Annotated in this window: 21 protein-coding genes; 17 read left to right on the top strand and 4 right to left on the bottom strand. The window is 64.6% G+C overall.

Annotation, left to right across the window (positions count from 1 at the left end):
* Positions 1 to 324: 324 nt before the first annotated feature.
* Complete coding sequence (locus tag J8I34_RS28790) at positions 325 to 561, top strand: hypothetical protein (protein WP_209807605.1); 237 nt, start codon at positions 325 to 327, stop codon at positions 559 to 561.
* A 253-nt stretch (positions 562 to 814) separates the two neighbouring features.
* Here the strand turns inward: J8I34_RS28790 and J8I34_RS28785 are convergent, their stop codons facing one another.
* The gene (locus tag J8I34_RS28785) at positions 815 to 2,215 is read right to left on the bottom strand and encodes a replication initiation protein (protein ID WP_029049095.1); all 1,401 of its coding nucleotides are present in this window, start codon (positions 2,213 to 2,215) and stop codon (positions 815 to 817) included.
* A gap of 1,186 nt (positions 2,216 to 3,401) precedes the next feature.
* Between J8I34_RS28785 and J8I34_RS28780 the strand changes: the two genes are divergently transcribed.
* Together J8I34_RS28780 and J8I34_RS28775 are read left to right on the top strand one after the other, a co-directional pair.
* Entirely contained in the window at positions 3,402 to 4,613 is a 1,212-nt protein-coding gene (locus tag J8I34_RS28780; RefSeq protein WP_029049096.1) for a ParA family protein, read from the top strand.
* Positions 4,610 to 5,581: a ParB/RepB/Spo0J family partition protein gene (locus J8I34_RS28775; RefSeq protein ID WP_209778150.1), complete on the top strand. Its 972-nt coding sequence runs from the start codon at positions 4,610 to 4,612 to the stop codon at positions 5,579 to 5,581. Before J8I34_RS28780 ends, J8I34_RS28775 begins: the two co-directional genes overlap by 4 nt.
* A 1,738-nt stretch (positions 5,582 to 7,319) precedes the next feature.
* On the opposite strand, the gene J8I34_RS28770 is transcribed toward J8I34_RS28775, so the two are convergent.
* A complete protein-coding gene (locus J8I34_RS28770; RefSeq protein WP_209807604.1) occupies positions 7,320 to 9,170 on the bottom strand; it encodes a site-specific integrase in 1,851 nt (616 codons plus the stop codon).
* Positions 9,171 to 9,923: 753 nt separating this feature from the next.
* Positions 9,924 to 10,754: a FadR/GntR family transcriptional regulator gene (locus tag J8I34_RS28765; protein WP_029049099.1), complete on the bottom strand. Its 831-nt coding sequence runs from the start codon at positions 10,752 to 10,754 to the stop codon at positions 9,924 to 9,926.
* 434 nt (positions 10,755 to 11,188) lie between these two features.
* Between J8I34_RS28765 and J8I34_RS28760 the strand changes: the two genes are divergently transcribed.
* The 7 genes from J8I34_RS28760 to J8I34_RS28730 all read left to right on the top strand — a co-directional run bounded on the left by J8I34_RS28760 (position 11,189) and on the right by J8I34_RS28730 (position 18,678).
* Positions 11,189 to 12,391, top strand: a complete 1,203-nt coding sequence (locus tag J8I34_RS28760) for an ABC transporter substrate-binding protein (protein ID WP_029049100.1) — start codon at positions 11,189 to 11,191, stop codon at positions 12,389 to 12,391.
* Positions 12,392 to 12,505: 114 nt separating this feature from the next.
* Positions 12,506 to 13,363 carry a branched-chain amino acid ABC transporter permease gene (locus J8I34_RS28755; protein WP_209807603.1) on the top strand — a complete coding sequence of 286 codons (858 nt, stop codon included), beginning with the start codon at positions 12,506 to 12,508 and terminating at the stop codon, positions 13,361 to 13,363.
* Complete coding sequence (locus J8I34_RS28750; protein ID WP_029049102.1) at positions 13,363 to 14,358, top strand: branched-chain amino acid ABC transporter permease; 996 nt, start codon at positions 13,363 to 13,365, stop codon at positions 14,356 to 14,358. Before J8I34_RS28755 ends, J8I34_RS28750 begins: the two co-directional genes overlap by 1 nt.
* Positions 14,355 to 15,125 (top strand): ABC transporter ATP-binding protein, encoded by a 771-nt coding sequence (locus J8I34_RS28745; RefSeq protein ID WP_209807602.1) that lies wholly within the window; start codon positions 14,355 to 14,357, stop codon positions 15,123 to 15,125. Before J8I34_RS28750 ends, J8I34_RS28745 begins: the two co-directional genes overlap by 4 nt.
* Positions 15,122 to 15,826: an ABC transporter ATP-binding protein gene (locus tag J8I34_RS28740; protein WP_209807601.1), complete on the top strand. Its 705-nt coding sequence runs from the start codon at positions 15,122 to 15,124 to the stop codon at positions 15,824 to 15,826. Before J8I34_RS28745 ends, J8I34_RS28740 begins: the two co-directional genes overlap by 4 nt.
* A gap of 49 nt (positions 15,827 to 15,875) precedes the next feature.
* Positions 15,876 to 17,171, top strand: coding sequence for a Zn-dependent hydrolase (locus J8I34_RS28735; RefSeq protein ID WP_245176206.1), 1,296 nt, complete (start codon positions 15,876 to 15,878; stop codon positions 17,169 to 17,171).
* 19 nt (positions 17,172 to 17,190) lie between these two features.
* The gene (locus J8I34_RS28730) at positions 17,191 to 18,678 is read left to right on the top strand and encodes a M81 family metallopeptidase (protein WP_209807600.1); all 1,488 of its coding nucleotides are present in this window, start codon (positions 17,191 to 17,193) and stop codon (positions 18,676 to 18,678) included.
* Between the two features lie 93 nt (positions 18,679 to 18,771).
* Here the strand turns inward: J8I34_RS28730 and J8I34_RS28725 are convergent, their stop codons facing one another.
* Positions 18,772 to 20,397 (bottom strand): sigma-54-dependent Fis family transcriptional regulator, encoded by a 1,626-nt coding sequence (locus J8I34_RS28725; protein ID WP_209807599.1) that lies wholly within the window; start codon positions 20,395 to 20,397, stop codon positions 18,772 to 18,774.
* Positions 20,398 to 20,737: 340 nt separating this feature from the next.
* On the opposite strand from J8I34_RS28725, the gene J8I34_RS28720 reads away from it, so the two are divergent.
* From J8I34_RS28720 to catA, 7 genes are read left to right on the top strand one after another with little or no spacing between them, the layout of a single operon-like run.
* Complete coding sequence (locus J8I34_RS28720) at positions 20,738 to 20,992, top strand: phenol hydroxylase subunit (RefSeq protein WP_209807598.1); 255 nt, start codon at positions 20,738 to 20,740, stop codon at positions 20,990 to 20,992.
* A gap of 47 nt (positions 20,993 to 21,039) precedes the next feature.
* Entirely contained in the window at positions 21,040 to 22,062 is a 1,023-nt protein-coding gene (locus tag J8I34_RS28715; protein ID WP_209807597.1) for a ferritin family protein, read from the top strand.
* A gap of 16 nt (positions 22,063 to 22,078) precedes the next feature.
* Positions 22,079 to 22,351 (top strand): MmoB/DmpM family protein, encoded by a 273-nt coding sequence (locus J8I34_RS28710; protein ID WP_011297864.1) that lies wholly within the window; start codon positions 22,079 to 22,081, stop codon positions 22,349 to 22,351.
* Between the two features lie 49 nt (positions 22,352 to 22,400).
* Positions 22,401 to 24,002 carry an aromatic/alkene/methane monooxygenase hydroxylase/oxygenase subunit alpha gene (locus J8I34_RS28705; protein ID WP_209807596.1) on the top strand — a complete coding sequence of 534 codons (1,602 nt, stop codon included), beginning with the start codon at positions 22,401 to 22,403 and terminating at the stop codon, positions 24,000 to 24,002.
* A 23-nt stretch (positions 24,003 to 24,025) separates the two neighbouring features.
* Positions 24,026 to 24,388 (top strand): phenol hydroxylase subunit P4, encoded by a 363-nt coding sequence (locus tag J8I34_RS28700; RefSeq protein WP_029049110.1) that lies wholly within the window; start codon positions 24,026 to 24,028, stop codon positions 24,386 to 24,388.
* Between the two features lie 35 nt (positions 24,389 to 24,423).
* A complete protein-coding gene (locus J8I34_RS28695) occupies positions 24,424 to 25,482 on the top strand; it encodes a phenol 2-monooxygenase domain-containing protein (protein WP_209807595.1) in 1,059 nt (352 codons plus the stop codon).
* 45 nt (positions 25,483 to 25,527) lie between these two features.
* A complete protein-coding gene (gene catA / locus J8I34_RS28690) occupies positions 25,528 to 26,445 on the top strand; it encodes a catechol 1,2-dioxygenase (RefSeq protein WP_209807594.1) in 918 nt (305 codons plus the stop codon).
* Positions 26,446 to 26,458 lie beyond the last annotated feature (13 nt).

The following is a 26,458-nucleotide window of genomic DNA, read 5'->3' as shown; positions in this document are numbered from 1 at the left end:
CACACTTATCGGTGTTTGTTTGTTAAAGAACTTTCGCGATTCGCTTTGCTTGTCGCGTCGCTGTTTTGTCAGCAGCGGAGGAGCGAGACTATAAAGAAATTTCTTCGATCAATCAATCATTTTCGAAAAAATCTTTATTCTGGCGAGTAACGCCTTGCAGGCCTTTTCCCCTCCACGTTGCGCGGTGCCTTGCGAACGGGGGGCGAATACTAATGCCTCAACGGCGAACTTGCAAGTCTTTTTGGAAGGGGAATTTTGGAGAGCCTCTTTTATCACTTGTTGCCCGCCGAGACGCCATGGCTACCAGAGGAAGCGTCAGACAGCATGAGCGATGGAATTCACGTTACACCTGAGGTCGGCGAGGCGTTTGAGCAGGCGGCGAATGGCCTTTTGGGCACGATGGCGGTCGAAGTAACCGGGGCCAAGGTCGGCATACTCAACGCATCCCGGCGCACGTGGTCGGCGGCGGTGAGCATGGAGGCGGCCACGGCGAGGATGGCCTTCTTGGCGCCGCGGTGGGCCTTGATGCGCAGGAGCTGGCGCGCGGACAGCTGGTTTTGACGCGTACGGCCGCCCAGTCTGCCGTTACCGCCCACCACCGGCGCCCTCCCCCTCGCGCGGCCGGTGCAATTCTGCCAGCAGCTCTCGCGCCAGCGCCGCTTCCGCCTCGGCGCGCTCGGCCCGGCGCTGGGCCGCCGCCAGGTCCGTCTCACCGCGTCCCGGTCGCCGGCGGCCTGGCGCTGCGCCACTGTGAAGATTGACGGGCAATTCCGTTGCACGTGCCGGCGTGCATACGCGAACTATGCGACCCAGGTCACTGCGTTACCTGGGACTTGATTCGGCCAAACACAAACTGTCCCAGGTACCAGGACAGATCAGGCGTTGTCAGAATGATTTCCTCGGTGATGGACGGCGCCTCCAGCTTCATCCGCCGCAGCACGAGCTTGCCTTCCCTCGACGCAAGCCAGGCCCGAACATGCTCGCGGCGGGCTTTGGCATCAGACGCCGTGAAATGCTCTCGCCCTTGGCGAGATTCATCATTCATGCGCGCGCGCGTTTCGTCCTCTCGCGAAGCGACGCTACGCTCCACGGACGTCTTTACGGCTGCCTTGAGGGCTTCCTGCTCAGTTTCCTCCGTCAGTAGCTTGGTCTGAACCTGAACCATGGTCCGTTCAGCTTCGGACATGCGCCAGTTGTCGCGCAACGCCTTCATCAGATAGCCGGACGGACTCTTCTTCACCTGGCCGCGATTGAGCTTGAAGCGCGTGTACTCGATGGCTTGCAGAATACGGTCATCATTCCATGTTTCGCGGTTCTCAGAGATCTCGGTGAACTGGCGTGTCGACAGGTTGAACTCGTCTTTCAGGATCTTGTAGATTTGGCTCGCATCAGACAGGCTCGCCATCACTGCGTCCGCCGTGTCCTTGCGCTGCAGCTGGAAGCGGATCCGGTCCACCTTCTTCGACGAGGTAGATTCCGTCCTGGTTTCGTAGGACAGTTCGATGTCCGAGATCTCATTAATTTCCCGGACTGCCGGCTCGAGCCAGTCGCGCTTGAAGTATTTGAAGATGCTGGCGTTCGCGCCCATCTTGCCGGGCCAGGTCCGCATCTCGTCAAGCTTGATCCAGTCAGTGCGCCCTGCCGGCACGCTGGGTAATACCTTGTCGTAGATGGCGCGTGCCAGGCTACGAGTAAACGCGGTCGAGATACGCAGGCTCAGCCAGTGCGACTTGCGTGGGTCCCGAATATGTGGGATCAGGCTGTGGTGCACATCGAAGCGGATACGCCCACGGTGCATCGCCACCATGCCGATCAACTGGACTTGTACCCAGATGTCATCCTCGGCCGGCTCACGGTCCGAGGGCGTGTTGGTAACGCGGATTTTCGCGTTCTGGGCTTCATCGGCGATAGTGCGCAGATGCTTCAGGTTGCGGCTGTCGTACCGCATGAGCCATTTAAAGTAATTCAGCTCAACATCATACTGATCGGGGACTTCCGGCTCTTGGGCGACGATGAAGTAGGCGGCATCGAGGAACCGCCGCGCCGCCAGTCCCATGTTCACGATTTCCGTGAAGAAGTTATTGCGCTGATAGCCGATTTCGCGGTTCGCCTCGTTGATGGACATGCCGAGGTCGAACATGTCTTCGAACAATGCGAGCGCCATTTGCCGAGGCGTGGTCCTCGCTTTGATCTCCACCGGATTCTCGGCCGCCATACTTTTGGTTCCCCTCTTTTGGGCTGGGGTGACTCTAGCACGTGATGGTGAGGTTCTCAACACAATGAACCTCACCATAGAGGCCCGGTAGGAGGGTTCTGACCTTGCCCCTACGGTGCCCGCACAACGAACCTCACCCTACGCACAATGGACCTCACCGTGGGGCAAGGCGAATAGGGGCTACCGTGGCGTCACACCAATGCCCGGCGGGGATATCCACAGGCCGCGCACAACGTACCTCACCTTTGTTGGCTCGGCACAAGAACTCTCACCTTAAGAAACAATGGGTCTCACCTTGGTCGCACAACAAACCGCACGGTTGTGGCACAACACACCTCACCTTTGGCACACCGCACCTCACCTTGCCGACATTAAGTGTTTGATCTGAAACGCTTTTGGTTTCCTCCGTTTGTTTGTCGGTGGGTTTACTTCAAAAAAAACCGAACAAACCGGCAGGAAGCAGAAGCACGCTTACTCGCATCGCACACGACGCTGACCGCTCGCCAAACACATGGAACAACGGGGAGATGGTCACGGCGTCCCGGTTCGCCCACCCGTCGATACTGCGGATTGGGCAGACCGCTTGCCCAATGCTTCGCCATCGCGGCCCCTGCTCGCAATTTCTCATGGGATAGCATCGTCGGATGGTGAGGTTTTTTGTGCTGCGCCAAAGGTGAGGTTGCTTGTGCAAGTCGCCTCTGACAGTTTCCGGGCAAGGTGAGGTTCATTGTGCGGTGCGGAGGAGTGCCCGCGTACAGCGCGCACAATGAACCTCACCTTTACGGTTTCCGCGCCAAATTCGTGCCTGAGCCATCGGGTACCAGGCGGATATTGGCGGACTCCCACGCCGCGAAGCCCACCAGGATCGCGTGGAAGGTGAGGTCAGTTGTGCAGAATCCGAGAAATAGGCTTCCGGCATCCAGGTAATCCGTGGCCTGGCTGCTGGCTTGCGCCGGGCATGGTGAGGTCATTTGTGCTCGGTTGTCGCGCCGGCATGCGCAGAGGCTGCCTGTGGGAAACCTGCCGTATCTGGTTGTGCAGGGCTAGGCGCCCCTAATTTGCTTAAAATTTGAGCAAAACGAACGCTTTTTTAGAAAAGTTAGCTTCAAAAACAACAGTTTATGAGGCATTACTCAAGCGTTTCCTGTATTCTGAGCTTTCCAGAATTTTGTGGAAAAACCTCAGAATGGTGAAAACGAGCCAACTTCCTGCAGTCGACCGAACTGTCCCGCTTGAGCAGATATCCCAGTTCGCGGAAAAGGTCACCATTTTTACGGATGAACTTCGCGAAACGATTCTAGCGCCGCGCCCCAGAAAAACGGCGCCGGTATTCAAGACCGGGGAGATCGCTGAGATGTGCAACATCTCACATTCCCAGGTGCAATACCTGGCCACCAAGGGCGATGGGGAATTGCCGCCAGGCACCGCGGCGGGAACCGGACGCACCCGCACCTTCACCCTGGAGGAGGCTCGCACGTGGGTGCAGAAAGTCTCGGATATTTATCAGACACCGCTAGTCACCGGTACGCGCGAGCCCGAGGGGAAAATCATCATTACGGCGCAGCTAAAGGGCGGGTCGGCCAAGACTACGACAACGATGTGCCTCGCCCAGGGGCTGACGCTACGCGGCAGGAAAGTGCTGGTGGTGGACCTGGATCCACAGGCGTCGCTGTCCGAACTATGTGGGCTGTACGCCGAGAAAGACGTCTCGCCGGAAGACTCCGTGTTGCCGTATATCTACGATCAGCAGATCGAAGGCGGCTTGCTTGGCCAGGTGCAATCGACATACTGGGACGGCCTGGATCTGATTCCCGCGCACACCGAATTGATCGGCGCGGAGTTCCATTTACCTGCCATGCAGAAGGTCAAGCCGGGCTTCCGCTTCTGGACCGTCCTCAGGGAGGGACTGGAGCCGTTACGGAAGCACTACGACTACATCCTCATGGACACGTCGCCGTCGCTTTCCTACATGAACCTGAATGCCCTGCTGGCGGCAGACGCGATGGTTATGCCAATGGTCCCGGAGAACCTGGACTTCATTAGCTCCCTGTCGTTCTGGCGTCTGTTCTCGGATGTCTCCAAGAGCTTCATCAAATACGAAGCGGACAAGAAGTACGACTTTGTGTCGTTGCTGTTGTCGCGGGTCGATTATGGGCGTACGTCCTCCGCACCGATTGTTCGGGCGTGGGCGCAGAGCGCCTATGAAAGCTGGCTGCATTCAATCGAGGTGCCCGCCAGTTCTGTGATGAGCACGGGGGCCTTGGCGTTCTCAACCGTATTCGACGTGAGTAGTACCCATAGCGCAGCAAAATCGCTGCAGCGGGTGCGCCAGCCGATTGTGGACTATTGCCGATGGTTGGATGAAATCTACGCAGAAAAATGGAGGAGCGCGCAATGAGCAATATGCGAGAACAGCTGTTGGCGAAGACGGCTGGTATCCGGAAAACATCGGCAATTCAGCAGGACGAGATCAAGCGTAACGACCGTACGCAGACCGCACCTGGCCTGGCTGGGGCCCTGGCCGTGGCACAGATGCGTGTGAAGGAGCTGGAGGCCGCCGGGGTTGCATCGCAACTGGCTGTCGCTGACATCATGCCGAACCCTTGGCAGCCTCGGCGCGTCTTCAACGATTCCAAACTCTCGGACCTTGCTGAGTCCATCCGCGAGGTTGGGTTGATGCAACCCATCGTGGTGCGCCGTGCCGAAGCGGGCTATCAGATCGTGGCAGGTGAGCGCCGGTGGCGCGCCCACAAGATGCTGGGTGCCGATACCATCAAAGCGGTGGTCGCTGATCCGTCTGACGCCGATATGGCGGTGCTGGCCCTCGTAGAGAACGTCAGCCGTGACGATCTCTCTGACTATGAGATTGCGCTTTCTATTCGTCAGACCGAGAAGGAATTCCCATCCCGCTCACGACTGGCCGAGGCCCTCGGGCTGTCCAGGAGCGGCCTCTACAGATTCCTGAGCTTCGCACAACTCCCCGACTATGTGATCCGGGATCTGGACCTTCAGCCTACCCTGCTTGGCGGGACGGCCGCCGAAGCGATCGTCATGACGATCCGCAAGTATGGTGAGGCGGGCGATGCAGCGGCGAAGGAAATCTGGCCGCTGGTGGCGTCTGGCAAGATGGACCAGGGTAAAGTGGCTGGTGCAATCAAAGCGCTGGCAACCCGTCGAATTGATGCCCCCAATTCAGCGAGCGAGCGAAGTATCGACAAGTTCTTTGCCGGCAAGGAGCACGCCGGCTCGATTACCAAGGATGCCAATGGCTTCACGGTTAAGATCAAGTTCGGTGCACTGACCGAGGCGCTTGAGACCCAGATCCGCCAGCTGATCAGTGAGACGTTCCACCACCAGCCGAAATAATCTGGCGCGACGCGACAAAAAGGCCCGCCACATGGCGGGCTTTTTGTTTGGCCGCTAGTGCGGCAACTGTCCCGGGTTGGGACACTCGGTTCTGCCCCGACGTACAGTCTCAGCGAGACATTCTGCGGGCGGGCGGTGGCACCATTGGTGTAGGCCTTGACCACCGCACAGCGGCCGGTAGGCCAGAGCGCGAGACTGTCCCGAGTTGGGACACCCGCCCACAGGCTCGCTTGTCGCTGCAACGACGAACGAACGCCTTCATCCGAATGGGCTCTCGCCGGACGCTGATGGCGTTCAGGCGAGCGGCATGCGGAAAGGCTGTCAATCGCGCAAGCGGTGAGACGCAAGCGATCCGGCAAACTCAGCCCAACCGGGGCAACCTGCCGCCAGGCGGGCCAAGTGTGCTGCGGCCGAAAGTGGGGAAACTGTCCCGACTTGGGACACTGGCATCGGCCGCGCTGCCGCCAGCTATATGACAGTGCGACTTGGTGCCTTGGGTAGGCCGAAGCGCCGGCGACGCTCCCGGGGACTCGTGAATTGCGTTGGCTAACCCATGTCGTGCCGCCGCCAAGTGCCCCCTGACGCTAAACACACCGATATCGAAGGTTGCCGAAACGGGCGGTCTTTGAAGGGACTGTCCCAACTCGGGACATCATGTTCGAGTCTTTGTGAGCCCCTCCACGGCGCGATCCCTCGCGGTTGCCGCGATGTGCCCGCGTGGAACAAGGACATACCTGCGACGCTTGTCCCAAGTTGGGACAGGCGTCGTACGGTGGCGGTTCGGAAGTTCGCGCTTAGGTGCGCGGGCCGTTGCTGTAGCCGTGCTGTCGTTGCCTGCAGCGGCGTGGCGCCAGACGGTCGGGATGGACTCCGCAGCTTGGGATAGGCACCGATAGGAGACCATGTCTGCCCCGGTGAAGCGTGCGACGGCCTATCGGCCGATGAACCCGCAGCTGCTATCACTGCGACCACAACCTCCGATGCTTCGAGCGAGCCTTGCCCTCGACATGACCAACGACCGGGCGAGTGGCAGGCCAGCGTCGCACTTGGGATCAGGCGGCCTCGTGCCGAGAATGGGCTGAAGTGCGAGGTCGCGGGATCCGGCAATCGATGCCACCTTCTGAACTACATGTGAGACGCCGCGGCGCGCGAGAGCAGCTGTCCCAACTTGGGACGTGGGTCGGCTTAGCCGCATCCAACTCCCTGCCCAGAGCGCGGGCCCTCGATGTCCCACGGGCCAGGCGATGGTTACTGGCAATCTGAGGTCGGCTTCGCACAATCCACCGCCGCCGCCTGCAGGCCGATGTCGTGCCGCAGCAGGGGGGCCAATACGCGGTGTACCGCCGCCGTCCCGGGCCGCGTTGTCCCAAGTCGGGACACTTCGGCGCGGAATCTCTGACAGCGGGTCGCCTCCAGGGCGCAACCTTCGCCTGTGGCAATGATGTGCTGGCGTTGTCCGGATCGGGAGGCGGCGACTGTCCCGAGTCGGGACAGTCGCCGCCTCCGCTCGGCTAACCAGCGCGGTGCGCCTGCCGCCAATTCCCAGCCGATGCTCCGCAGCGGGGCACTGATGAGGAATGCTGGGCTTGGCGCGGCCCTCCTAGAAGAAGCCCCAGCTGGCCGTGCCCGCACAGACGACTGAGGCGCTACGCCGCAGCCACCAACGATCGCAGGCAAGCCTACTGGTGGACACGGCAGCGGCCTCGGCACAAATCGGAAGGGGTCCTCCGGAGGCGCCCTAACTGGGGAAGAGCTTCGACACCGCGGCGAGGCCGCGTGCCCGTTCGGCGCGGACATACAGAGAGGTCGTTTGCAGTGAGGCGTGCCCCAATAGCCGCTGGAGGACGTCAGCAGGCATCTCGTTTGCCACTGCATGGGTGGCAAACGTATGCCGCAGCGCATGGGGCGCGGCCTGGCGCAGCAGGTCACGCTCTGCCGCGGCCAGGGGGAGCGTGGCGTCGTCGGCGATACGCAGCAGCGTCGTCGTCAGCAGTTGATACAGCCCATCCGGTGAGAATCCCTTGCCATTCAGCACGGGCGCGCCGCCCTCCAAGCTAAGGTGCTTTGCCTGGGCCGTACGCGTCAAAGGCACCACCACCGGCGAGAGCAGCGCCAACGGTTGGTCGGGATTCTCGAAATCGTGGCCGCGGTCGGCCCAGTGCGTGCGCAACGCGTCGATGACTCGCGCTGGAAGAAACACGGTGCGCCACTTGTTGCGCTTACCGAGCAGGGCCAGTTCCCAAAGGCCCGCGGGTATGCCGGCCTGTTCCGGGACCGGCTGGAGATGGCATCGCAGCGCGCGGGCCGCCTCCTCGCGGCGCGCGCCACTGCACCCCAACAGCAACACGGCTGCGCGCGCCAGACGGTATTGGGCACCTGGTGCATCGGCGTCTTTCGCGGCCAGCGGAGCTGCCTGCGGCGGCGAGGACCATTTCGCGCAGAGCCGGTCGAGGATGCCTTCGGGCCGTATGAGTGCCTCCCACAACTGGCCAGGCAGGGCCTTCTCGACTGCGATCGGCACTTCCCGGCGCGCCGTCACCGGGTCCTGAACCAGCAGCCAGGGGTTGCCGCCCAAGTACCGCACGCCCACCAGCCAGGCAAAGAAGCCTCGCAGCACCAGCACCGCGTAGCGCTGGGATTCCGGCTTGAGGGCGCCGGCAAACGGGCGCCAGCGGGCCGAGGTGCGTGGCGCCTTGGGGCCAATCCATGCTGGATCTGGCTGCGCCAGGAAATCCTTGTAGCGCTCGCAATCGTCGGCGCCCACGCTGGACAACGCGGTGCGGCGCACGCCCACGCACCAGAGCAGGAAGCGCTCCAACTCCTTCTGGTAGGCGCGCGCGGTTTTGTCCCGGTCACGGAACCGGTACAGGTAGGCCTGGATAGCCTCCAAATCATGACGCGCAGCAATCAGGCAGAAGCCCGGCGCCCGGTTACGGCCCTGGCTGCCGTCGAGCGCCGGCACGATCCGTTGTATCTGCTCCAGCGGCACCAGGTTGCGCGCGACATCGGCGCCCAGGTCGACCGATCCCGATTGGGGCGTGTCGTCGACGATGACGAGCGGGCCCAGCGTGGCCGCATGGGCCTGCAGCCAGCGCTCGATCGCACGGGCTTTGCCGGCACCCAGCCTCGGCACGGGCAAATACCAGCGCCTGCCCCGCAGCGCGATATAGGCATGCAACTGGGCGACAGTCAGGATGTGCTCGTGCCGCAGCGCCTGGAATACGATGGGACGCAGCCATGCCGACACCGGATCATCAGGCTTCGGCTGGGAGAAATCCTGGTCGGCGGCACGCACCAAATAGTCGATGGCGGTCTTGGGCCAGCGATTGAAACGGCGGGCGTCTGCCAGGCTCTCTGAAAGATACGGATTGCTGAGGCAAACGCGCTCGACCAGATGGTCGCGCATGGCGTCGAGCCTGGCTTCCAGCTGCGCCGATGTCTCGATGCCGGCGGCGAGCAAAGCGTCTTCGTCATAGACGCGCACCAGGATGTCCGCGGTCGGGATGCGATTGAGCCGAAAGCGTAGTGCCGTGAAGTCGGCCCGGGTATAACGCGGGGTGTCGGCAGCGACGTGGTTGTGTTGAGCCATAACAAATGCTTGAGGCTGTGGTCGGTGGTTACTTCTTACCTGATAACGTTTAAGACAAGCACGGCAGTGGCGGGCATAGCCGCGTGAAGGTGAGGGCAAGGCCGCCCGGCAAGGCTGGAAATCGCCGCATTTTCCCGCTAGACTTCTCGTGTCCGGCGCTGATACTCCTCCTGATACGCGGCCTGGACGCCCCTTCTTCTCCGCCGCCAGCGCCGTTCCCGGCACCTCTCCAAGCGGTACCAAACTCCAAGTGAAGTGTGCGAAACCCCATATAGTACGGAAAAAATTAAACCTGATAATAGCAGTTATCAGGTAATAGGATCGAGCTTTTGAGGACATCGCGCGGTGCGCGCTGCCTTGCCAGGCCGGGCGATGGGCCTCCACGTCTCGCCGACGCCCATAACAGGCTCGACGAGGCAGGCAGCGTGACGGTGCCTTGCACTCCACCACGGGCGCAGTGGGCCTGTCGCGATCTCGCAGGCGTCCGGCGCATGCCACGCTTGTGCAAGCGTCAACAAATGAGCTGGTCGCCGAACGATGTCTATATGCTCGCTCAGGTGCGTTGTGCCGTGATCAACGGTGACCTCGTCGAGAGACTCGCTAGGTATGAGCCACCCACGGAACCCAGGTCAGGGGAAGTAGTTGAGTTCTTGGAGCAACTCGGGCTCTCGGAGTTTGAACCCCAAGGTTTCTAACGCTCCCGCGAAGCGGTGGCACTGTTGCGTCGGGATACGTCCGGCGCGGCCACCGGCTTCATCCAAGCTCGTCGTCTGCCGGCAGCATCCGGCCGCGCCGGGGCATTTCGGAGTCGAGCACCAGGCGGCCATGGACCCTTCCGTTCATGCGCGTGACGTAATGCGTGCACTCTTCCATATGGGCCGACATCAGTGCGCGTACCCTCTCGGCGTCGCGCTGGCGTGCCGCCTCGACAATGCGCTTGTGGAACTTGACGTTGGCCGCGCCGAATTTCTCGTGCTCGCAGGCAGGGGTGTCGTTGCCGAACACCACCAGCTGGCGGATCATCTCGTTGATCAGCTCGCACGAGAACCGCAGCATCGGGTTCGGATTTGCGGCGGCCAGGATGTCGTGGAAGGTCAGGTCTTCCTGGCGCTGGTCCAGCAGCGGCGTCGCTGCCGCGGCAGATGCCGGGTCGCACAGGTCGATGGTGCGCTCCAGCGCCTTGAAATCGTCCTCGGTCAGGTGCGGCACCGCGCCGGCGGCGAGTTCGGGCTCCAGCAGGCGGCGCACGGTATAGATGTCGGCAATGCCGACGTCCTTGAAGAACAGGTAGTTCTGCATTAGCTGGAAGGTGCGATCCAGCGGGACTTCCACAATCGTGCCTCCGCCCGTCGGCCCGGTGCTGACCCGGATCAGGCCCTGCACTTCCAGCGACTTGAGTGCCTCGCGGATCGTGCTCTTGCTGACCGAGAACATCTGCTGCAGCTTGACCTCGTGCGGCAGCTTGTCGCCCGGGCGCAGGTTGCGCTGGGTAATCAGCCGCTTGAGTTCTTCCGCCACCAGGTCCGCGCGCTTTTGCTTGCGGATCTCGATGGCTCCGGTCTTGCCCTCCCGAAACATCGCCATTGCTCTTTCCTTGTCATGCGCCGCAAGCCATGCCGGCTTGGGGCGCTTGCATTCTAACCACGCGTGGTGGCGTCTTGCGCGCGGCGCCGGATTGCCCCCTGTCTGTGCATGCTGCCTGGTTGGCTGGCATGCCTGCACCGTTTCCGCAGCCTGCCTGTCGTGGAATCGAAGGGGTGATCGGACTCTCTGGCCACCCTGCGCGGAGGGTGCGTAAACCCTGACTTTCCCTTTGTTGACAACGATTCCGACCGACTCCTAAGATGATTCTATTCTATTTATACGTATAAATAGAATAAACAGGTTCGATTCTTGCTCGGTCACTGTTGGCGCCGGGCGAAAGTCACCAGTCGGGGAGACGGTGTCGCGCCAGGGACATGGCGTTGTCCAGACTTTCGCCCCGTGCAGCCCAATCCCCACATACCGAGGAGTGAGCCTTGAACCGTCGTGACCTGCTGAAACTGGCGGCGCTGTCTGCCGTTCCCACCTCCCTGATCCATGGCCGTAGCGCCTTTGCCGCCGGCGAGGCCCTGGAATTCGGCTGCCCCGTGCCCATGTCGGGCGCCTTCGCCGCCAACGGAAAGTTTGCCGACCTGGGCATGCGGCTCGCTCTTGACCAGTACGGCCAGGTGCTGGGCCGGCCGCTGCGCTACAGCGTGCTCGACACCGAAGGCAAGCCTGCCACCGCGGTGCGCAAGGTGCAGGAACTGGCGCAGCAGAAGGCGGCGCGTTATTTCGCGGGTGGCATCCTGTCGTCCGAGTCGCTGGCCATGGGCAAGGAGGCCGAAAAATTCGGCGGCGTGTTCGTTACCACTGCCGGGGCCGACGAGATCACCGGCAAGGACTGCAACCGCGCCACCTTCCGCTGGTCGGTGCCGACCTTCGGCGCGATCGAGCGCACCGTGCGCCCGCTGATCGAATCGATGCCCAAGGCCAGGCGCTGGTACACCATCACGCCGCAATATGTGTTTGGCGAGGGGCTGCTGTCGGCGGCGAAGGCAATCTTCAAGGAGAAGGGCATCGAGCACGTCGGCAACAGCTACCACGCCCTGACCGAGAAGGAATTCAGCGGCTATCTGACCAATGCGCTGGCCGCCAAGCCGGATGTGCTGCTGATCCTGAACTTCGGCTCGCAGTCCGCCGACACGCTGCGCCAGGCCGTCAGCTTCGGCATGAAGAAGAACACCACCATCCTGCTGGCCTGGGCGTCGGGGCTGGAGCAGTTCGAGTCGCTCGGCGCCGATCTGTGCGAGGGCGTCTATTTCGGCGCGCAGTACTGGCACGGCGTGGATACGCCGCTGAACCGCGAACTGGTCAAGCGCACCCACGACAAGTTCAAGGCCAACCCCAACTACAGCCTGGCTGGTTCGTACATCTGCACCAAGATCATGGTGGACGGCATGATCAAGGCCGGCAGCGCGGACCCGAAGGCCGTGGTGGCGGCGCTCGAAGGCATGAAGTACGAGGGCCTGACCGGGCCGGAGGAAATCCGCGCCGCCGACCACCAGGTCCTGAAGAACTACTACCTGCTCAAGGGCAAGGCCAAGTCCCGCATGAAGGACAAGGACGACTACGCCGAGGTGGTCAGCATTGGCAAGGCCTTCCTGCCGGTCGAGCAGACCCAGTGCAAGATGGCCTGATGCCCTGACACTGCGCGGGGCCGCCGCCCCGGCAGACTACACACTGAAGCACACCGAAGCACCATGCCGCGCGCACACCGCGCGGCGTGGCGGCTTCCTACATCCGTACGACTCATGAACGTCTATCTGTTACAGGTGATCAACGGCGTCGGAATTGGCATGCTCTACTTCCTGCTGGCGGTAGGGCTGTCGATCGTGTTCGGCCTGTTGCGCTTCGTCAATTTCGCGCATGGCGCCTTCTATGCGCTGGGTGCCTACCTCTGCTTCCAGGCGCTGCAGATCGGAATGACCTTCTGGATGGCGCTGGTGGTTGCGCCGATCGTGATCGGCGCGCTTGCCTGGTTGACCGAAAAGGTCATGCTGCGCCACGTCTACGCGCAGCCGCACGAATTCCACATCCTGGTCACGGTTGGCCTGGCGCTGGCCATCCAGGAACTCATCATCGTCGGCTGGGGGCCGCTCGGCGTCGACGTACCGCCGCCGGATGCGCTGCAGGGCGTGGTGATGTGGGGCGACTTCGTCTATCCCAAGTACCGCCTGTTCGTGATCGGCTTCACCGGCTTGCTGGCCATCGGCCTGTGGTGGCTGCTGGAAGGTACGCGCCTGGGCAGCGCGGTGCGCGCGGGAAGCGAATCCACCGAGATGGTGTCGCTGCTCGGCATCAACGTGTTCCGCCTGTTCAGCCTGATGTTCGCGCTGGGCGCCGCTACTGCGGCGATCGCCGGCGTGCTGGCCGCGCCGATCCGCGGCGCCGAGCCGTTCATGGGCGTCGAGGCGCTTGGTGTGGCCTTCATCGTGGTCGTGGTGGGGGGCATGGGCAGCTTCACCGGGGCACTGGTGGGTGGCTTGCTGGTCGGCGTCGTGCAGAGCCTGATGAGCACGCTATGGCCGGAAGGCGCGCGGCTGATGATCTATGTCGCCATGGCCGCGGTGCTGCTGCTGCGTCCGCATGGCTTGCTGGGGAGGGGATGATGGCTACGGAAAAACAAGGGTTCTTGCGCTACCGCTTCTGGTGGCTGGCACTTGCCGTCACGCTGCTGCTGCCGCTGACCATGCGCTCCGGCACGCTTGCCACGGAAGTGCTGATTTACGCGATGGCCGCCATGGCGTGCAACCTGCTGCTCGGCTACACCGGACTGCTTTCGTTCGGCCAGGGGATCTTCTTCGGCCTGGGCAGCTATGCGGTGGGGCTGGCGCTGACCCGCGCAAGCCTGCCGATGCCGCTCGCGCTGCTGCTGGCGATCGCCATCGGCGCGGCGGCGGCGGCGCTGGTGGGCTGGTTTGCGATCCGCCAGCGCGGCACCTACTTCGTGATGCTGACGCTGGCGTTCTCGCAGATGTTCTACTTCCTGGCGTACACGGCGCCCGGCATCACCGGCGGCGACAACGGCCTGCTGGACATCCCGCGTCCGCCGCTGTCTGTGGCGGGCCATGCGCTGGTATCGCTGGCATCGCCGTGGCAGTTCTATGGCTTTGTCGCGGTGCTGTTCCTGGCGGTGTTCTTTGTGGCGCTGCGCGTGACCGAGTCCGTGCTCGGCCGCACGCTGCTGGCGATCCGCGACAACGAAGAGCGTGCATTGGCTGTCGGCTACAACGTCAAGACGTTCAAGCTGCTGGCGTTCATGGTCTCCGGCGCGGTCACCGGGCTGGCCGGCGCGCTGCATGCCATGCTGACCGGCATCGCGCCGCTGACCAATATCGACTACCACGCCAGCGAAATGATCCTGGTGATGACCGTGATCGGCGGCACCAGCAATATCTTCGCCTCGGTGCTGGGCGCCGCCTTCTATGTACTGCTGGCGGACTGGCTGTCCACGCTGTGGCCGCGCTGGCTGATGCTGCTCGGCTTCCTGCTGATCGCCGTCAGCCTGTTCATGCAACGCGGTCTGTGGGGGCTGGGTGCCACCGTATGGGATCGTCTGCGCGGCGTGCGCCGCGCGCCCGTCACGCAGGAGGAACGCGCATGACTACCACCCCTATCCTTGAAGCCACCGGCATCATCAAGCAGTACGGCAAGTTCATGGCGCTGGGCGGGGTCGACCTGCGCGTAATGCCGGGCACGATCCATTCGGTGATCGGCCCCAACGGCGCCGGCAAGACCACGCTGTTCCACATGCTGACCGGCACCAAGGAAGTCAGCGCCGGCCGGATCGTCTTCGACGGCAAGGACGTCACGGCTGAAGCCGACTACCAGCGGGTCCAGCGCGGCATCGCGCGTTCGTTCCAGGTCACCAGCCTGTTCCCGAGCCTGGCGGTGCGCGAGAACCTGCGCCTCGCAGCGCTCGGCACCTCGCCGCGCAAGGCCATGCACGGATGGCGCTTGCCGGCTGGCGAGCTTGCCTGCGGCGAGATCGTCGACCGGGTGCTTGAACGGCTGGAACTGACGCGCGTTGCCGACAGCGCAGCGGGCGTGCTGTCGCACGGCCAGCAGCGGCGCCTGGAGGTCGGCATGGCGCTGGCCGCGCGGCCGCGCGCGATTTTCCTGGACGAGCCGACCTCGGGCATGGGCGTCGACGACCTAGGCGCGATGAAGCGGCTGATCCGCGGGCTGGCCCAGGACCACACGGTCGTGCTGATCGAACACAACATGGACATCGTCATGGATATCTCGGACACCGTCACGGTGATGCAGCAAGGCAAGGTGCTGATGGAAGGGCCGCCCGCGGTCGTGCGCGGCGACCCGCGCGTGCGCGCCGCCTATCTCGGCAACATGATTACCGGAGGCAAGGAATGATGCTCGACGTACAAGAGATACATGGCTACTACGGCAAGAGCCATGTGCTGCAAGGCGTGTCGCTGGCGGTCGGCGAAGGCGAACTGGTGACGCTGCTGGGGCGCAACGGCGCCGGCAAGTCGACCACGCTCAAGGCGATCGCCGGCGTCGTGCAGCCCAAGGGCGGGCACGTCATCTTTCGCGGCAGGGACGTTGCCGGCATGGCGGCACACCGGATTGCCGCCGATGGCCTGTGCCTGGTGCCCGAGCACCGCGGCATCTTCAAGCTGCTGACGGTCGAGGAGAACCTCAAGCTGGCCGCGCGCCGCGATTCGCCGTGGCAACTGCAGGACATCTACCGCATCTTCCCGCGCTTGCGCGAGCGGCGCGGCAACGGCGGCGCGCAGCTGTCCGGCGGCGAACAGCAGATGCTCGCCATCGGTCGCGCCATGCTGAACCATCCGCGCCTGCTGATGCTTGACGAGCCGGTCGAAGGGCTGGCCCCGGTGATCGTGGAAGAAATCGTAGCGCAGCTCAAGTTCATCAAGGCGGCCGGCGTGCCGATCCTGCTGGTGGAGCAGAACCTCGAGGTCTGCACGCAGCTGGCCGACCGCCACGTGATCATCGAGCAGGGCAGGGTGGTCTACACCGGCAGCAACGACGCGTTCCGTGCCGATGAGGCGGTCAAGGACCGCTATCTCGGCGTCGGCCTGGCGGCCTGAGCCTGGATCATGCAGGCCGCAATGCCGGCCGACCGATACGAGGAATGACATGACGACTTTGCAAGCTGCCCACGCGGCAGTGGCAGCGGCAGCGGCGACCGCCGGCGCGCGCATCGACCTGCGCATCGACGGCGAGCGCCTGTGGGACACCCTGATGCGCCTGGCCACAATCGGCGCCACGCCCAAAGGGGGCGTATGCCGGCTGGCGCTGACCGACCTGGACCGCCAGGGGCGCGATTTCTTCGTCGCCGAGGCCAAGGCGGCCGGATGCTCCATCCGCGTCGATGCCATCGGCAACATCTTTGCGCGGCGCGCCGGGCGCGACGACGCCTTGCCGCCGGTGATGACCGGCAGCCATATTGACACCCAGCCGACCGGCGGCAAGTTTGACGGCAACTATGGCGTGTTCGCCGGCATCGAAGTCCTGCGCACGCTCGCCGATGCCGGCATCGTCACCGATGCCCCGCTCGAGGTCGCGGTCTGGACCAACGAGGAAGGTTCGCGCTTCGTCCCCGTGATGATGGGCTCAGGCGCGTTCATCGGCGAGTTTGCGCTGGCAGACGTGCTGCAGCAGCGCGACCGCGACGGCATCTGCGTCGGGCAGGCACTGCAGGCCATCGGCTATGCCGGACAGGAGCCGGTCGGGGCGCGCCCGGTCGGCGCCTACTTTGAAGCGCATATCGAGCAGGGCCCGGTGCTGGAGGCCAACGACACGACCATCGGCGTGGTTACCGGCGCGCTCGGCCAGCGCTGGTACGACGTGGTGCTGACCGGAATGGAAGCGCATGCGGGCCCCACGCCGATGGCGCTGCGCAAGGATGCGCTGCTGGCGGCGTCAGAGCTGGTCGCCATCGTCAACCGCATCGCACTGGAGCATCCCCCGCACGGCCGCGGCACGGTGGGTTGCCTGGGCGTGCATCCCGATTCGCGCAACGTCATCCCCGGCAAGGTCACGATGACGGTGGATCTGCGCGCGGGCGACGACAAGGTGCTGTCCGCGATGGACGCGGCACTGCACGAGCAGGTTGCAGCATTGGCGGCGCGCAGCGGCATCGCCATCGATCTGCAGCGGGTCGTGTACTTCCCGCCGCAGCCGTTCGATGCTCGGCTGGTCGAGGCGGTACGGGGCGGCGCGCGCCGGCTCGGCCATTCCGCCATGGACGTGATCAGCGGTGCCGGCCATGACGCGGTCTACCTGGCCCGCGTCGCCCCCGCCGCGATGATCTTCGTTCCGTGCAAGGACGGCATCAGCCACAACGAAATCGAAGACGCGCGGCCCGAGCACCTTGAAGCCGGCTGCAACGTGCTGCTGCACGCCATGCTCGATGCCGCCACGCGGCCATGACATCCGAACGGACTGCCCAATGAAGATCCTCATTGCCCGACTCAATCACGAGACCAATACCTTTTCACCGGTGCCGACGCCGCTGGCTTCGTTCGCGCCGGCCTATGGCGACGCCGCCTGTCGCGCCGCCAAGGGCACCCGCACCGCCGCCGCCGCCTTCATCGACCTGGCCGAGGCCGCCGGCGCCGAGATCGTGGTGCCGGTGATCGCTGGCGCCAACCCGAGCGGACGCGTCGCCGCCGACGCCTACACGCACCTGTGCGACACCATCATCGCGGCGGCCCACGGCTGCGATGCGGTGATGCTCGACCTGCATGGCGCGATGGTGGCTGAAAACAGCGACGACGGCGAAGGCGACCTGCTGCGGCGCCTGCGCGAAGTGCTGCCGCATGCGCCGGTCGCGGTCGCCCTCGACCTGCACGGGAACATCACGCAGACGCTGGTCGACCATGCCGATATCGCGGTCAGCTTCAAGACCTACCCGCACGTCGACATGTATGAAACCGGCGCGCATGCCGGCCGGCTGCTGCTTGACATGGTTGCCGGCCGCGTGCGCCCGGTGATGGCGTGGCGGCGGCCGCCGCTGATCACGCACACCTTGCGCAGCCGCACCGACGAAGGCGCCATGCTGCGCGCCGTGGCGCTGGCGCGCGAGGCCGAGCGGGATGGCATGCTGGCGGTGTCGGTGCTGGCCGGCTTCGGACTGGCCGATATCGCCGCGCCATGCCTGAGCGTGATCGTGGTTGGCGACGGCGACCAGGCCAAGGCCGACGAGGTCGCCAGCCGGATCGCGGCGCAGGCGTGGGCCGAGCGCGATGCCTTTGCCTACCAGGCAGAGCCGCTCGCCAGTTCCATCCGGCGCGCCGCGCAGCTTGCCGGCGCCGACAGTGCTGACGCGAGACCGGTACTGTTGCTCGACCATGGCGACAATTGCATGTCCGGCGGGACCTGCGACAACATGGCGGTGCTGCACGAGGCCCTGGCGCAAGGACTGACCGGCATCGCGGTCGGGCCCGTGTGCGACCCCGAAGCGGTGGCAGCGCTGGTGGACGCCGGCGTCGGGGCCAGTATCACGCTGCCGGTCGGCGACAAGGTGCCGCTGCCGCAGCTGGATGTCTATCCGCAAGCGAAGCCGCTGACCGGCAAGGTTGCCGCGATCAGCGACGGTGAGTACATCATCACAGGGCCGACCTACACGGGGCAGCGCATCCGCATGGGGCGCACCGCCTTGCTCGATATCGGCGCGGCACAGGTGGTGGTGACCGAGACCCCCCAAGAGCACTGGGACATGGGGATCTTCACCCATATCGGCATCGATCCGCATCGGGCGAAGTTCCTGCTACTGAAGTCGCGAATGTACTGTCGCCCGGTGTTCGTCCCGATCGCGAAGGCGGTTGTCGAGTGCGACGGGGAAGGCGTCACCAGCTCGCGCTACGAGCGCTTCCCGTTCCGGCAGGTCAGCAGGCCGGTCTATCCGCTCGACGACACCGCTGCCTGGGCTGGCTAAGGCAGCACTAAGCCAGCGCGCACATCAGTTCATAGCCAATGGTGCCGGCGGCGGCAGACCCGCTTCAGCGTCGCCGACGGCAGCGAAAACCCCTTATTTCTTCAACCGATACGCCAACTGAGGCCGCGTAATCCCCAGCATCCGCGCCGCCGATGACAAATTGCCGCGCGTGGTGTCGATCGCCAGCTTCATCAGCGCGGTCTCGATCTGCGGCAGCGACACCTGCTGGTCCAGCAGCTTCTGCAGCAGGGCGTCGGCATCCTCGGGCGGTTCGGCAGAGCCCGCCTGCTGGCTGGCAAACAGGTGGGATGTATCGATGAGCCCCACGGCGGGCGCGAGCAGCACGCCGCGCTCGATCATGTTCTCCAGTTCACGGATATTGCCGGGCCACTGGTATTGCATCAATGCATCACGCGCCCGCTGGCTCAGGCCGCGCACCTGCTTCTGGTAGCGCGCGTTGAAGCGCTGGATGAACGTCTGCGCGAGTTCGGGGATGTCGTCGCGGCGCTCGCGCAGCGCGGGGATGGCGACGGGATAGGTGCTGATGCGGTAGAACAGGTCGGCGCGGAACTGCCCCTGGCGGATCGCCTGCGCCAGGTTGACGTTGGTAGCCGCGATCAGGCGCACATCGATCTTGCGTGCCTCGACGCCGCCCAGGCGCTCGACTTCGGCGTTCTGCAGCACGCGCAGCAGCTTGACCTGCGCTGACAGCGGCAGGTCGCCGATCTCGTCGAGGAACAGCGTGCCGCCGTGCGCGCGCTCGAAGCGGCCGGGGCGCGATTGCTGGGCGCCGGTATACGCGCCTTTCTCCACGCCGAACAGTTCCGACTCGATCAGTTCGTGCGGGATCGCCGCGCAGTTCACGGCGATGAAGGGCTGCTCGCTGCGCGGGCCGTGGTCATGCAGCCAGCGCGCAAACATCTCCTTGCCGGCGCCGGTTTCGCCGGTCAGCAGCACCGTGATATGGCTGTCGGCAGCTGCCGACAGCAGGCCGAAGGCTTCGCGGAAAGCAGGGGACTGGCCGATCAGGTTGCCCTGGTTGGCGCCGCACAGCGTCTCGCGCAGCGTGCTCACTTCCTGTTGCAGGGACAGCAGGTCGCTGATGACGGAATCGGGCTCGAAGTACTTCAGGTAGTCGGGATCGTCCCATTCCTCGGCCGGCTTGCCGACGATGCGGCACAGCGCGTCGAGCCGGCGTTGGCACTCGGTTTCCTTGTAGATGACCAGGCGGTCCATGAAGGTGCTGCTGTAGCCCGACGCATAGCCCAGTTGAACCCAGCAGCCGCCTTCCTCGCGGCTCAGCGCTTCGTTGAAGGGCGCTTCGCCTTCCCATGAATCCTGCCAGAGGAATTCGCCGTAGAAGTGGCCGGTGTCGCGGTCGATCTCCAGGCGCACGGGGTCGACCCGCGTCACGCCTTCGAGCATATGCAGCTGCGGACCGAGCAGGAAGGCGTCATTGGGCGAATGCTTGAGTTCTTCCTTGCGTTCGCGCTTGACCATCTCGGCATCGCGCATGCCCTGCGCGTAGCCCATGCGGATCAGGAGGCCCTTGCCGCGCTCCAGGCCCAGCGTGTCCAGGATTTCCTTGCGCAGGTAGCTGAGCGCCTCGGTGTGCATCAGCACCATGCGGGAATCCCCGAGCCGTATCTGCGCGGCCTTGGGGTCGATCGTCAGCAGCGAAGCCAGGTCGAACGGCGGCTGCTTGGGGGGCGCGGTCATCTCCATCCTCCAGGATTGCCTGCGGGCGCGAATCGATCCGGAGGGGAGCGTTCCTGCCTCGTTTTCCGTAGCCTAGCACGCCGGTTCGGGGGCCACGCAAGTCCATGATCGGGCTTTGCGGCGGCATGGTGCGGCGCAGTAACGGCCGATTTGATCATTTGGTGAAAACCGGCTTTTTCACCTCATCAAATCGTCAACCGACCGCGACGCGCATACCCCGCGCGCTTTCCCGCCAAGCCTTGCGGCGTATGGGTTCACGGCCCGTGGCACGGCCTTCGCTATATGTCTCCCACCAAAAACAGCGCGCACCAGCCGGTGTGCACCGCAACAGGAGCGAGACATGATCACGCCCATCGTCCATCCCGCCTCGCCAGGCTCCCGCCGGTCGCAGCCCTACGTCCGGGTGACGTCGCGCGGCCAGCAGTGGGTCGAGTTCGAGTTCTCGCTCGGCGACCCGGCTCTCTATGTGGAGCTGGTCATGCGCCCCGAGCAGTTCAGCGCGTTCTGCGCGGCGCAGTGCGCCATTACGGTTTCACACCAGCTCGGACGGGCGCTCGAACGCGAACGCGACAAATGGAGCGAGACCGTGGCCTGAGCCGCGGCAGCACCGAATAGCCACCAGGGAGACAGGAGCAACCCACCATGCAAATCGATATCCGTACCGACAGCGTCAGCCCGATCCGGCAGACCTTCGCCAACCTGGCTCGGCGCCTCGGCGCCGACAAGCCCGCCACGCGCTACCAGGAGGCGATGTACGACCTGCAGCCGGAAACCAGCTTCCACTACCGCCCGCTGTGGCAGCCGCAGTACGAGCTCTACGACGCGCGCCGCACGCGGGTGGTGATGCAGGACTGGTACGCGCTGAAGGACCCGCGCCAGTTCTACTACGGCAGCTACGTCAACGCCCGCGCACGCCAGCAGGAGGCGATGGAAAAGAACCTGGAGTTCGTGGAAAAGCGCGGCCTGCTGGCATCGCTGCCCGAACCGCTGCGCGAGCTGCTGACGCTGGGCGTGGTGCCGCTGCGTCATCTCGAATGGGCGGCCAACATGAACAACGCTGCCATCACCGCCTATGGCTTCGGCTCCGCCATCACCGAAGCAGCCATGTTCCACACCATGGACCGCCTCGGCATCGCGCAATACCTGACCCGCATCGGCCTGCTGGTGGGCGACAAGGCGGCCGTCGATGCCGCCAAGGCGGCATGGATGGAAGACCTGGCGTGGCAGCCGCTGCGCCTTGCGGTGGAAGACCTGCTGGTGCGCGACGACTGGTTCGAACTGCATGTGGCGCAGAACCTGGTGCTGGACGGGCTGCTGTACCCGCTCATCTACCAGCGCCTCGATGCACGCCTGTCGGCGGAAAGCCCGGCGTTCGCGCTGGTCACCGACTTCATGAACGCCTGGTACGCCGAGACCGCGCGCTGGGTCGACGCCACGGTCAAGACCGCGGCGCAGGAATCTGCCGAGAACGCCGGCGTGATTGCCGGCTATGCCTTCGCCTGGCTCGACCGTTTCCAGCATGCGCTGGTGCCGCTCGCGCGCCGCCTGTTCGCCGGCGAGGCCGAAGCCGCGCTGGACGAGTCATCAGCCGCGCTGACGAAGCGGCTGGCAGGACTGGGTCTGGCCCATGCCACTGACGACACGCCGGCCAGGGCCGCTGCCTGACCCCGAGGAGACCGCTATGACCGCACAGATCGTATTCATCGCCCTGCAGGCCAACGAGGAGATGCGTCCCGTCATCGACGCCATCGAGGCCGACAACCCGCACGCCACCGTCAACCGCTATCCGGCCATGGTCAAGATCGACGCGCCCGGGCGGCTGGAGATCAACCGCGCCAGCGTGGAAGAACGCATGGGACGCGCCTGGGACGTGCAGGAGCTGCAGCTCGGCCTGATCTCGCTGGCCGGCAATATCGACGAAACCGAAGACCAGTTCGTGCTGGCCTGGCACTGAGCCGGGGATCGAACCGCAAATCGAACCGCAAATACCAGGAGACAAGGACATGACCACCGCCACCGCCATCGCCTCCGCCGCGCGGCAGGCCGCCAGGCCCAAGCTGTCGCTGAAGGAAAAGTACGCCGTGCTGACACGCGACCTGGGCTGGGAGACCACCTACCAGCCGATGGATGCCGTGTTCCCGCACGACAAGTTCGAAGGCATCGTGATCCATGACTGGGACGGCTGGGAAGACCCGTTCCGGCTGACCATGGATGCTTACTGGAAATTCCAGTCCGAGAAGGAACGCAAGCTGTACGCGATCATCGATGCGTTCCAGCAGAACAACGGCCAGCTCAACGTCACCGACGCGCGCTACGTCAACGCGCTGAAGCTGTTCCTGACCGGCGTGTCGCCGCTGGAATATGCCGCGCACCGCGGCTTCGCGATGGCCGGCCGCACGCTGCGCGGCGTGGGCGCGCGGGTTGCGTGCCAGATGCAGTCGGTCGACGAGTTGCGCCACTGCCAGACCCAGATCCACACCATCAGCCACTACAACAAGTACTTCAACGGCTTTGCCGACTGGCGCCACCTGCACGACCGGCTGTGGTACCTGTCGGTGCCCAAGTCGTACTTCGAGGACGCCATGACGGCGGGGCCGTTCGAGTTCATCACGGCGATCTCGTTCTCGTTTGAATACGTGCTGACCAACCTGCTGTTCATGCCGTTCATGTCGGGTGCGGCCTACAACGGCGACATGGCCACCGTGACCTTCGGCTTCTCGGCGCAGTCGGACGAGTCGCGCCATATGACGCTCGGGCTGGAAGTGGTCAAGTTCATGCTGGAGCAGGACCCGGCCAACCGACCGATCATCCAGAAGTGGATCGACAAGTGGTTCTGGCGTGGCTACCGGCTGCTGACGCTGGTGGCGATGATGATGGACTACATGCTGCCCAAGCGCGTGATGAGCTGGAAGGAAGCGTGGGAGATCTACTTCGAGCAGAACGGCGGCGCACTGTTCGCCGACCTGGCGCGCTACGGCATCCGCATGCCCAAGTACCACGAGCAGGCTGCGAAGGAGAAGGACCACCTGTCGCACATCGCCTGGTCGATCTTCTACAACTTCAACCACGCCGCTGCCATCCACACCTGGGTGCCGGAACCGTCGGAAATGGACTGGCTGGCCGAGAAGTATCCCGACAGCTTCGGCCAGCACTATCGCCCGCGCTTCGACTACTGGAAGCAGCAGCAGGAGGCAGGGCAGCGCTGGTACAACCCGGGCCTGCCGATGCTGTGCCAGGTGTGCCAGATTCCGATGGCCTTCACCGAGCCGGACGATCCCACGCAGATCTGCTATCGCGAGGCCGAGCACGACGGCGACCACTACCACTTCTGTTCCGACGGCTGCCGCGACATCTTCCTCGGCGAGCCCGAGAAGTACGTGCAGGCGTGGCTGCCGGTGCACCAGATCTTCCAGGGCAACTGCGGCGGCGCCACGCTGCCCGAGGTGCTGGACTGGTACCACCTGCGCCCGGAAGACCGCGGCGACTACGCCGATTCGCAGGACCGCGCCAACTGGCAGCGCTGGACCGGCGCAGCGGGCGCTGACGGCGCGCAGGCGTCGGAGCAGGGCGGCGGCGCCTCGTGCTGCGACCACAAACACGACTGAAAAAAGAGACACCGGAGACCACCATGCCAGTCATCGCACTGAAGCCGGGCTACGCGGGCGAGACCCGCGACCGCGTCGAGAACTTCCACGGCAACCAGCTGGTGTATTTCGGCTGGGACCAGCACCTGCTGTTCTGCAGCCCCTTCACGCTGCCGCTGCCGCCCGACATGCCGTTCGGCGCCATGGTCAGCGACGTCATCGCGCCGCTGCTGGCGGCCCACCCCGAAGGCGCCGCCATCGACTGGACGCAGGTGCAGTGGCTGCGCGGCGGCGAGCCCTTCGCGCCGGACGCGGACGCCAGCCTGGCCGCCAACGGGCTCGGGCACAAGTCGGTGCTGCGCCTGCGCACGCCGGGCCTTGCCGGCATTGCCGGCTCCTGCAACTGACGCGTCGTCGCCGCAACGTCAATACGGAGGCTGTCATGACCTACCAACTGACCATCGAGCCCCTCGGGCAGACCATCGACATCGAGGAAGGCCAGACCGTGCTCGATGCCTGCCTGCGCGCCGGCGTGTGGCTGCCGCACGCCTGTGGCCACGGCCTGTGCGGGACCTGCAAGGTACAGACGCTGGAAGGCGAACTCGACCACGGCGAGGCATCGCCGTTCGCGCTGATGGACTTCGAGCGCGAGGAAGCCAAGTGCCTGGCCTGCTGCGCCACGCCGATGTCCGACATGGTGATCGAGGCCGACATCGAGCCCGATCCGGACGCGCAATGCCTGCCGCTGATGGATTTCACCGCCGAAGTCGTGCGCATCGAGGCACTGACGCCGACCATCAAGGGCGTGTTCCTGCGCATCGAGGGCGAGCCGCTGCAGTTCCAGCCGGGCCAGTACGTCAACGTGTGGATCGGCCAGGAAGCCGCGCCGCGCGCGTTCTCGATCGCCAGCGCGCCGTCGGCGGGGGAGATCGAGCTGAACATACGCCTGGTGCCCGGCGGCAGCGCGACCACCTATGTGCATGAACAGCTCAAGACGGGCGAGCGCCTGCAGTTGTCGGGCCCGCTGGGTCGCTTCTTCGTGCGCAAGAGCGATCCGCGTCCGCTGGTATTCATGGCGGGCGGATCGGGGCTGTCGAGCCCGCGCTCGATGATCCTCGACCTGCTGGAATCCGGCGATCCGCGCGAAATCGTGCTGGTGCAGGGCGCGCGCAATGCCGGCGAACTCTACTATCGCGAGGCCTTCGAGGCACTGGCCGGGCAGCACGACAACTTCACCTACCTGCCGGTGCTGTCGGGCGAGCCCGAGCAAAGCGACTGGTCCGGCGAGCGTGGCTATGTGCACGACCTGGCCGGCCGCCACTTCAGCCACGACTTCCGCGGCTGGCGTGCCTACCTGTGCGGGCCGCCGCCGATGATCGAGGCCTGCATCGCCACGCTGATGCAGGGCCGGCTGTTCGAGAAAGACATCTTTACCGAGAAGTTCCTGTCGGCGGCCGACGCGAGCCAGGCCACCCGCAGCCCGCTGTTCCGCTCGCTCTGACAACGTTTCCCACTTCACCCACCCACAAGGCCATAGGAGACAACCATGGACAAGATCGCGATCGACGCCGTACTCAACCGCATCGAGGAGAGCACCGGCCAGAATGCCAACCCGCGCATCGCCGCCATCGTGCACCGGATGGTGCGCGACCTGTTCTACATGATCGAGGACCTAGATATCCAGCCCGAGGAATTCTGGGCCGGGCTCAACTACGTGGCCGATGCCGGCCGCAGGGGTGAACTCGGCCTGATCGCACCGGGGCTCGGCTTCGATCATTTCCTGGACCTGCGCATGGACGAGGCCGAGGCGCGCGCCGGCATCTCGGGCGGCACGCCGCGCACCATCGAAGGACCGCTGTACGTGGCCGGCGCCCCCGTCGCCCGGGGCGAAACACGCCTGGACGACGGCAGCGACGAAGGCGAGGTGCTGGTGATGGAAGGGCAGGTGTTCGACAGCGCCGGCAAGCCGCTGCCCGATGCCAACGTGGAGGTCTGGCACGCGAACTCGATGGGCAACTATTCCTACTTCGACCCGACCCAGAGCGCCTTCAACCTGCGGCGCACCATCGTCACCGACAGCGAAGGACGGTACCGCTTCCGCAGTATCGTGCCGGTGGGCTACAGCGTGCCGCCGGACGGCGCCACCGACCGCCTGCTGAAGCAACTGGACCGCCACGGCACGCGCCCGGCCCACATCCACTTCTTTGTCTCCGCGCCCGGCCATCGCAAGCTGACCACGCAGATCAACATCGACGGCGACCCGTACCTGTGGGACGACTTCGCCTTCGCCACGCGCGAGGGACTGGTGCCGCCGGTGACGCGCGTCGAGGATGCGGCCGCCATGCAGGCGCTGGGCGTGGACAAGCCGTTCTCGCTGATCCGCTTCGACTTCACGCTGCACGCCGACAATGCGGGCGCGCCGCAGGCCGAAGTGGCGCGGCAACGCGCCGCCGTGACGGCGTAAGGCGAACGCAGGG

Source organism: Cupriavidus phytohabitans, from assembly GCF_017815025.1.
Lineage (GTDB): Bacteria > Pseudomonadota > Gammaproteobacteria > Burkholderiales > Burkholderiaceae > Cupriavidus.
This window is presented reverse-complemented; position numbering and strand designations above follow the sequence as displayed.

Excerpts from the sequence above, each read along its gene's own strand:
- J8I34_RS28725 (WP_209807599.1), bottom strand. The coding sequence starts at position 20,397 with ATGACCGCGCCCCCCAAGCAGCCGCCGTTCGACCTGGCTTCGCTGCTG.
- J8I34_RS28790 (WP_209807605.1), top strand. The coding sequence starts at position 325 with ATGAGCGATGGAATTCACGTTACACCTGAGGTCGGCGAGGCGTTTGAG.
- J8I34_RS28770 (WP_209807604.1), bottom strand. The coding sequence starts at position 9,170 with ATGGCTCAACACAACCACGTCGCTGCCGACACCCCGCGTTATACCCGG.
- J8I34_RS28775 (WP_209778150.1), top strand. The coding sequence starts at position 4,610 with ATGAGCAATATGCGAGAACAGCTGTTGGCGAAGACGGCTGGTATCCGG.
- J8I34_RS28750 (WP_029049102.1), top strand. The coding sequence starts at position 13,363 with ATGGCTACGGAAAAACAAGGGTTCTTGCGCTACCGCTTCTGGTGGCTG.
- J8I34_RS28780 (WP_029049096.1), top strand. The coding sequence starts at position 3,402 with ATGGTGAAAACGAGCCAACTTCCTGCAGTCGACCGAACTGTCCCGCTT.
- J8I34_RS28700 (WP_029049110.1), top strand. The coding sequence starts at position 24,026 with ATGCCAGTCATCGCACTGAAGCCGGGCTACGCGGGCGAGACCCGCGAC.
- J8I34_RS28735 (WP_245176206.1), top strand. The coding sequence starts at position 15,876 with ATGACGACTTTGCAAGCTGCCCACGCGGCAGTGGCAGCGGCAGCGGCG.
- J8I34_RS28755 (WP_209807603.1), top strand. The coding sequence starts at position 12,506 with ATGAACGTCTATCTGTTACAGGTGATCAACGGCGTCGGAATTGGCATG.
- J8I34_RS28695 (WP_209807595.1), top strand. The coding sequence starts at position 24,424 with ATGACCTACCAACTGACCATCGAGCCCCTCGGGCAGACCATCGACATC.
- J8I34_RS28710 (WP_011297864.1), top strand. The coding sequence starts at position 22,079 with ATGACCGCACAGATCGTATTCATCGCCCTGCAGGCCAACGAGGAGATG.
- J8I34_RS28745 (WP_209807602.1), top strand. The coding sequence starts at position 14,355 with ATGACTACCACCCCTATCCTTGAAGCCACCGGCATCATCAAGCAGTAC.
- J8I34_RS28715 (WP_209807597.1), top strand. The coding sequence starts at position 21,040 with ATGCAAATCGATATCCGTACCGACAGCGTCAGCCCGATCCGGCAGACC.
- J8I34_RS28765 (WP_029049099.1), bottom strand. The coding sequence starts at position 10,754 with ATGGCGATGTTTCGGGAGGGCAAGACCGGAGCCATCGAGATCCGCAAG.
- J8I34_RS28720 (WP_209807598.1), top strand. The coding sequence starts at position 20,738 with ATGATCACGCCCATCGTCCATCCCGCCTCGCCAGGCTCCCGCCGGTCG.
- J8I34_RS28730 (WP_209807600.1), top strand. The coding sequence starts at position 17,191 with ATGAAGATCCTCATTGCCCGACTCAATCACGAGACCAATACCTTTTCA.
- J8I34_RS28740 (WP_209807601.1), top strand. The coding sequence starts at position 15,122 with ATGATGCTCGACGTACAAGAGATACATGGCTACTACGGCAAGAGCCAT.
- catA (WP_209807594.1), top strand. The coding sequence starts at position 25,528 with ATGGACAAGATCGCGATCGACGCCGTACTCAACCGCATCGAGGAGAGC.
- J8I34_RS28705 (WP_209807596.1), top strand. The coding sequence starts at position 22,401 with ATGACCACCGCCACCGCCATCGCCTCCGCCGCGCGGCAGGCCGCCAGG.
- J8I34_RS28785 (WP_029049095.1), bottom strand. The coding sequence starts at position 2,215 with ATGGCGGCCGAGAATCCGGTGGAGATCAAAGCGAGGACCACGCCTCGG.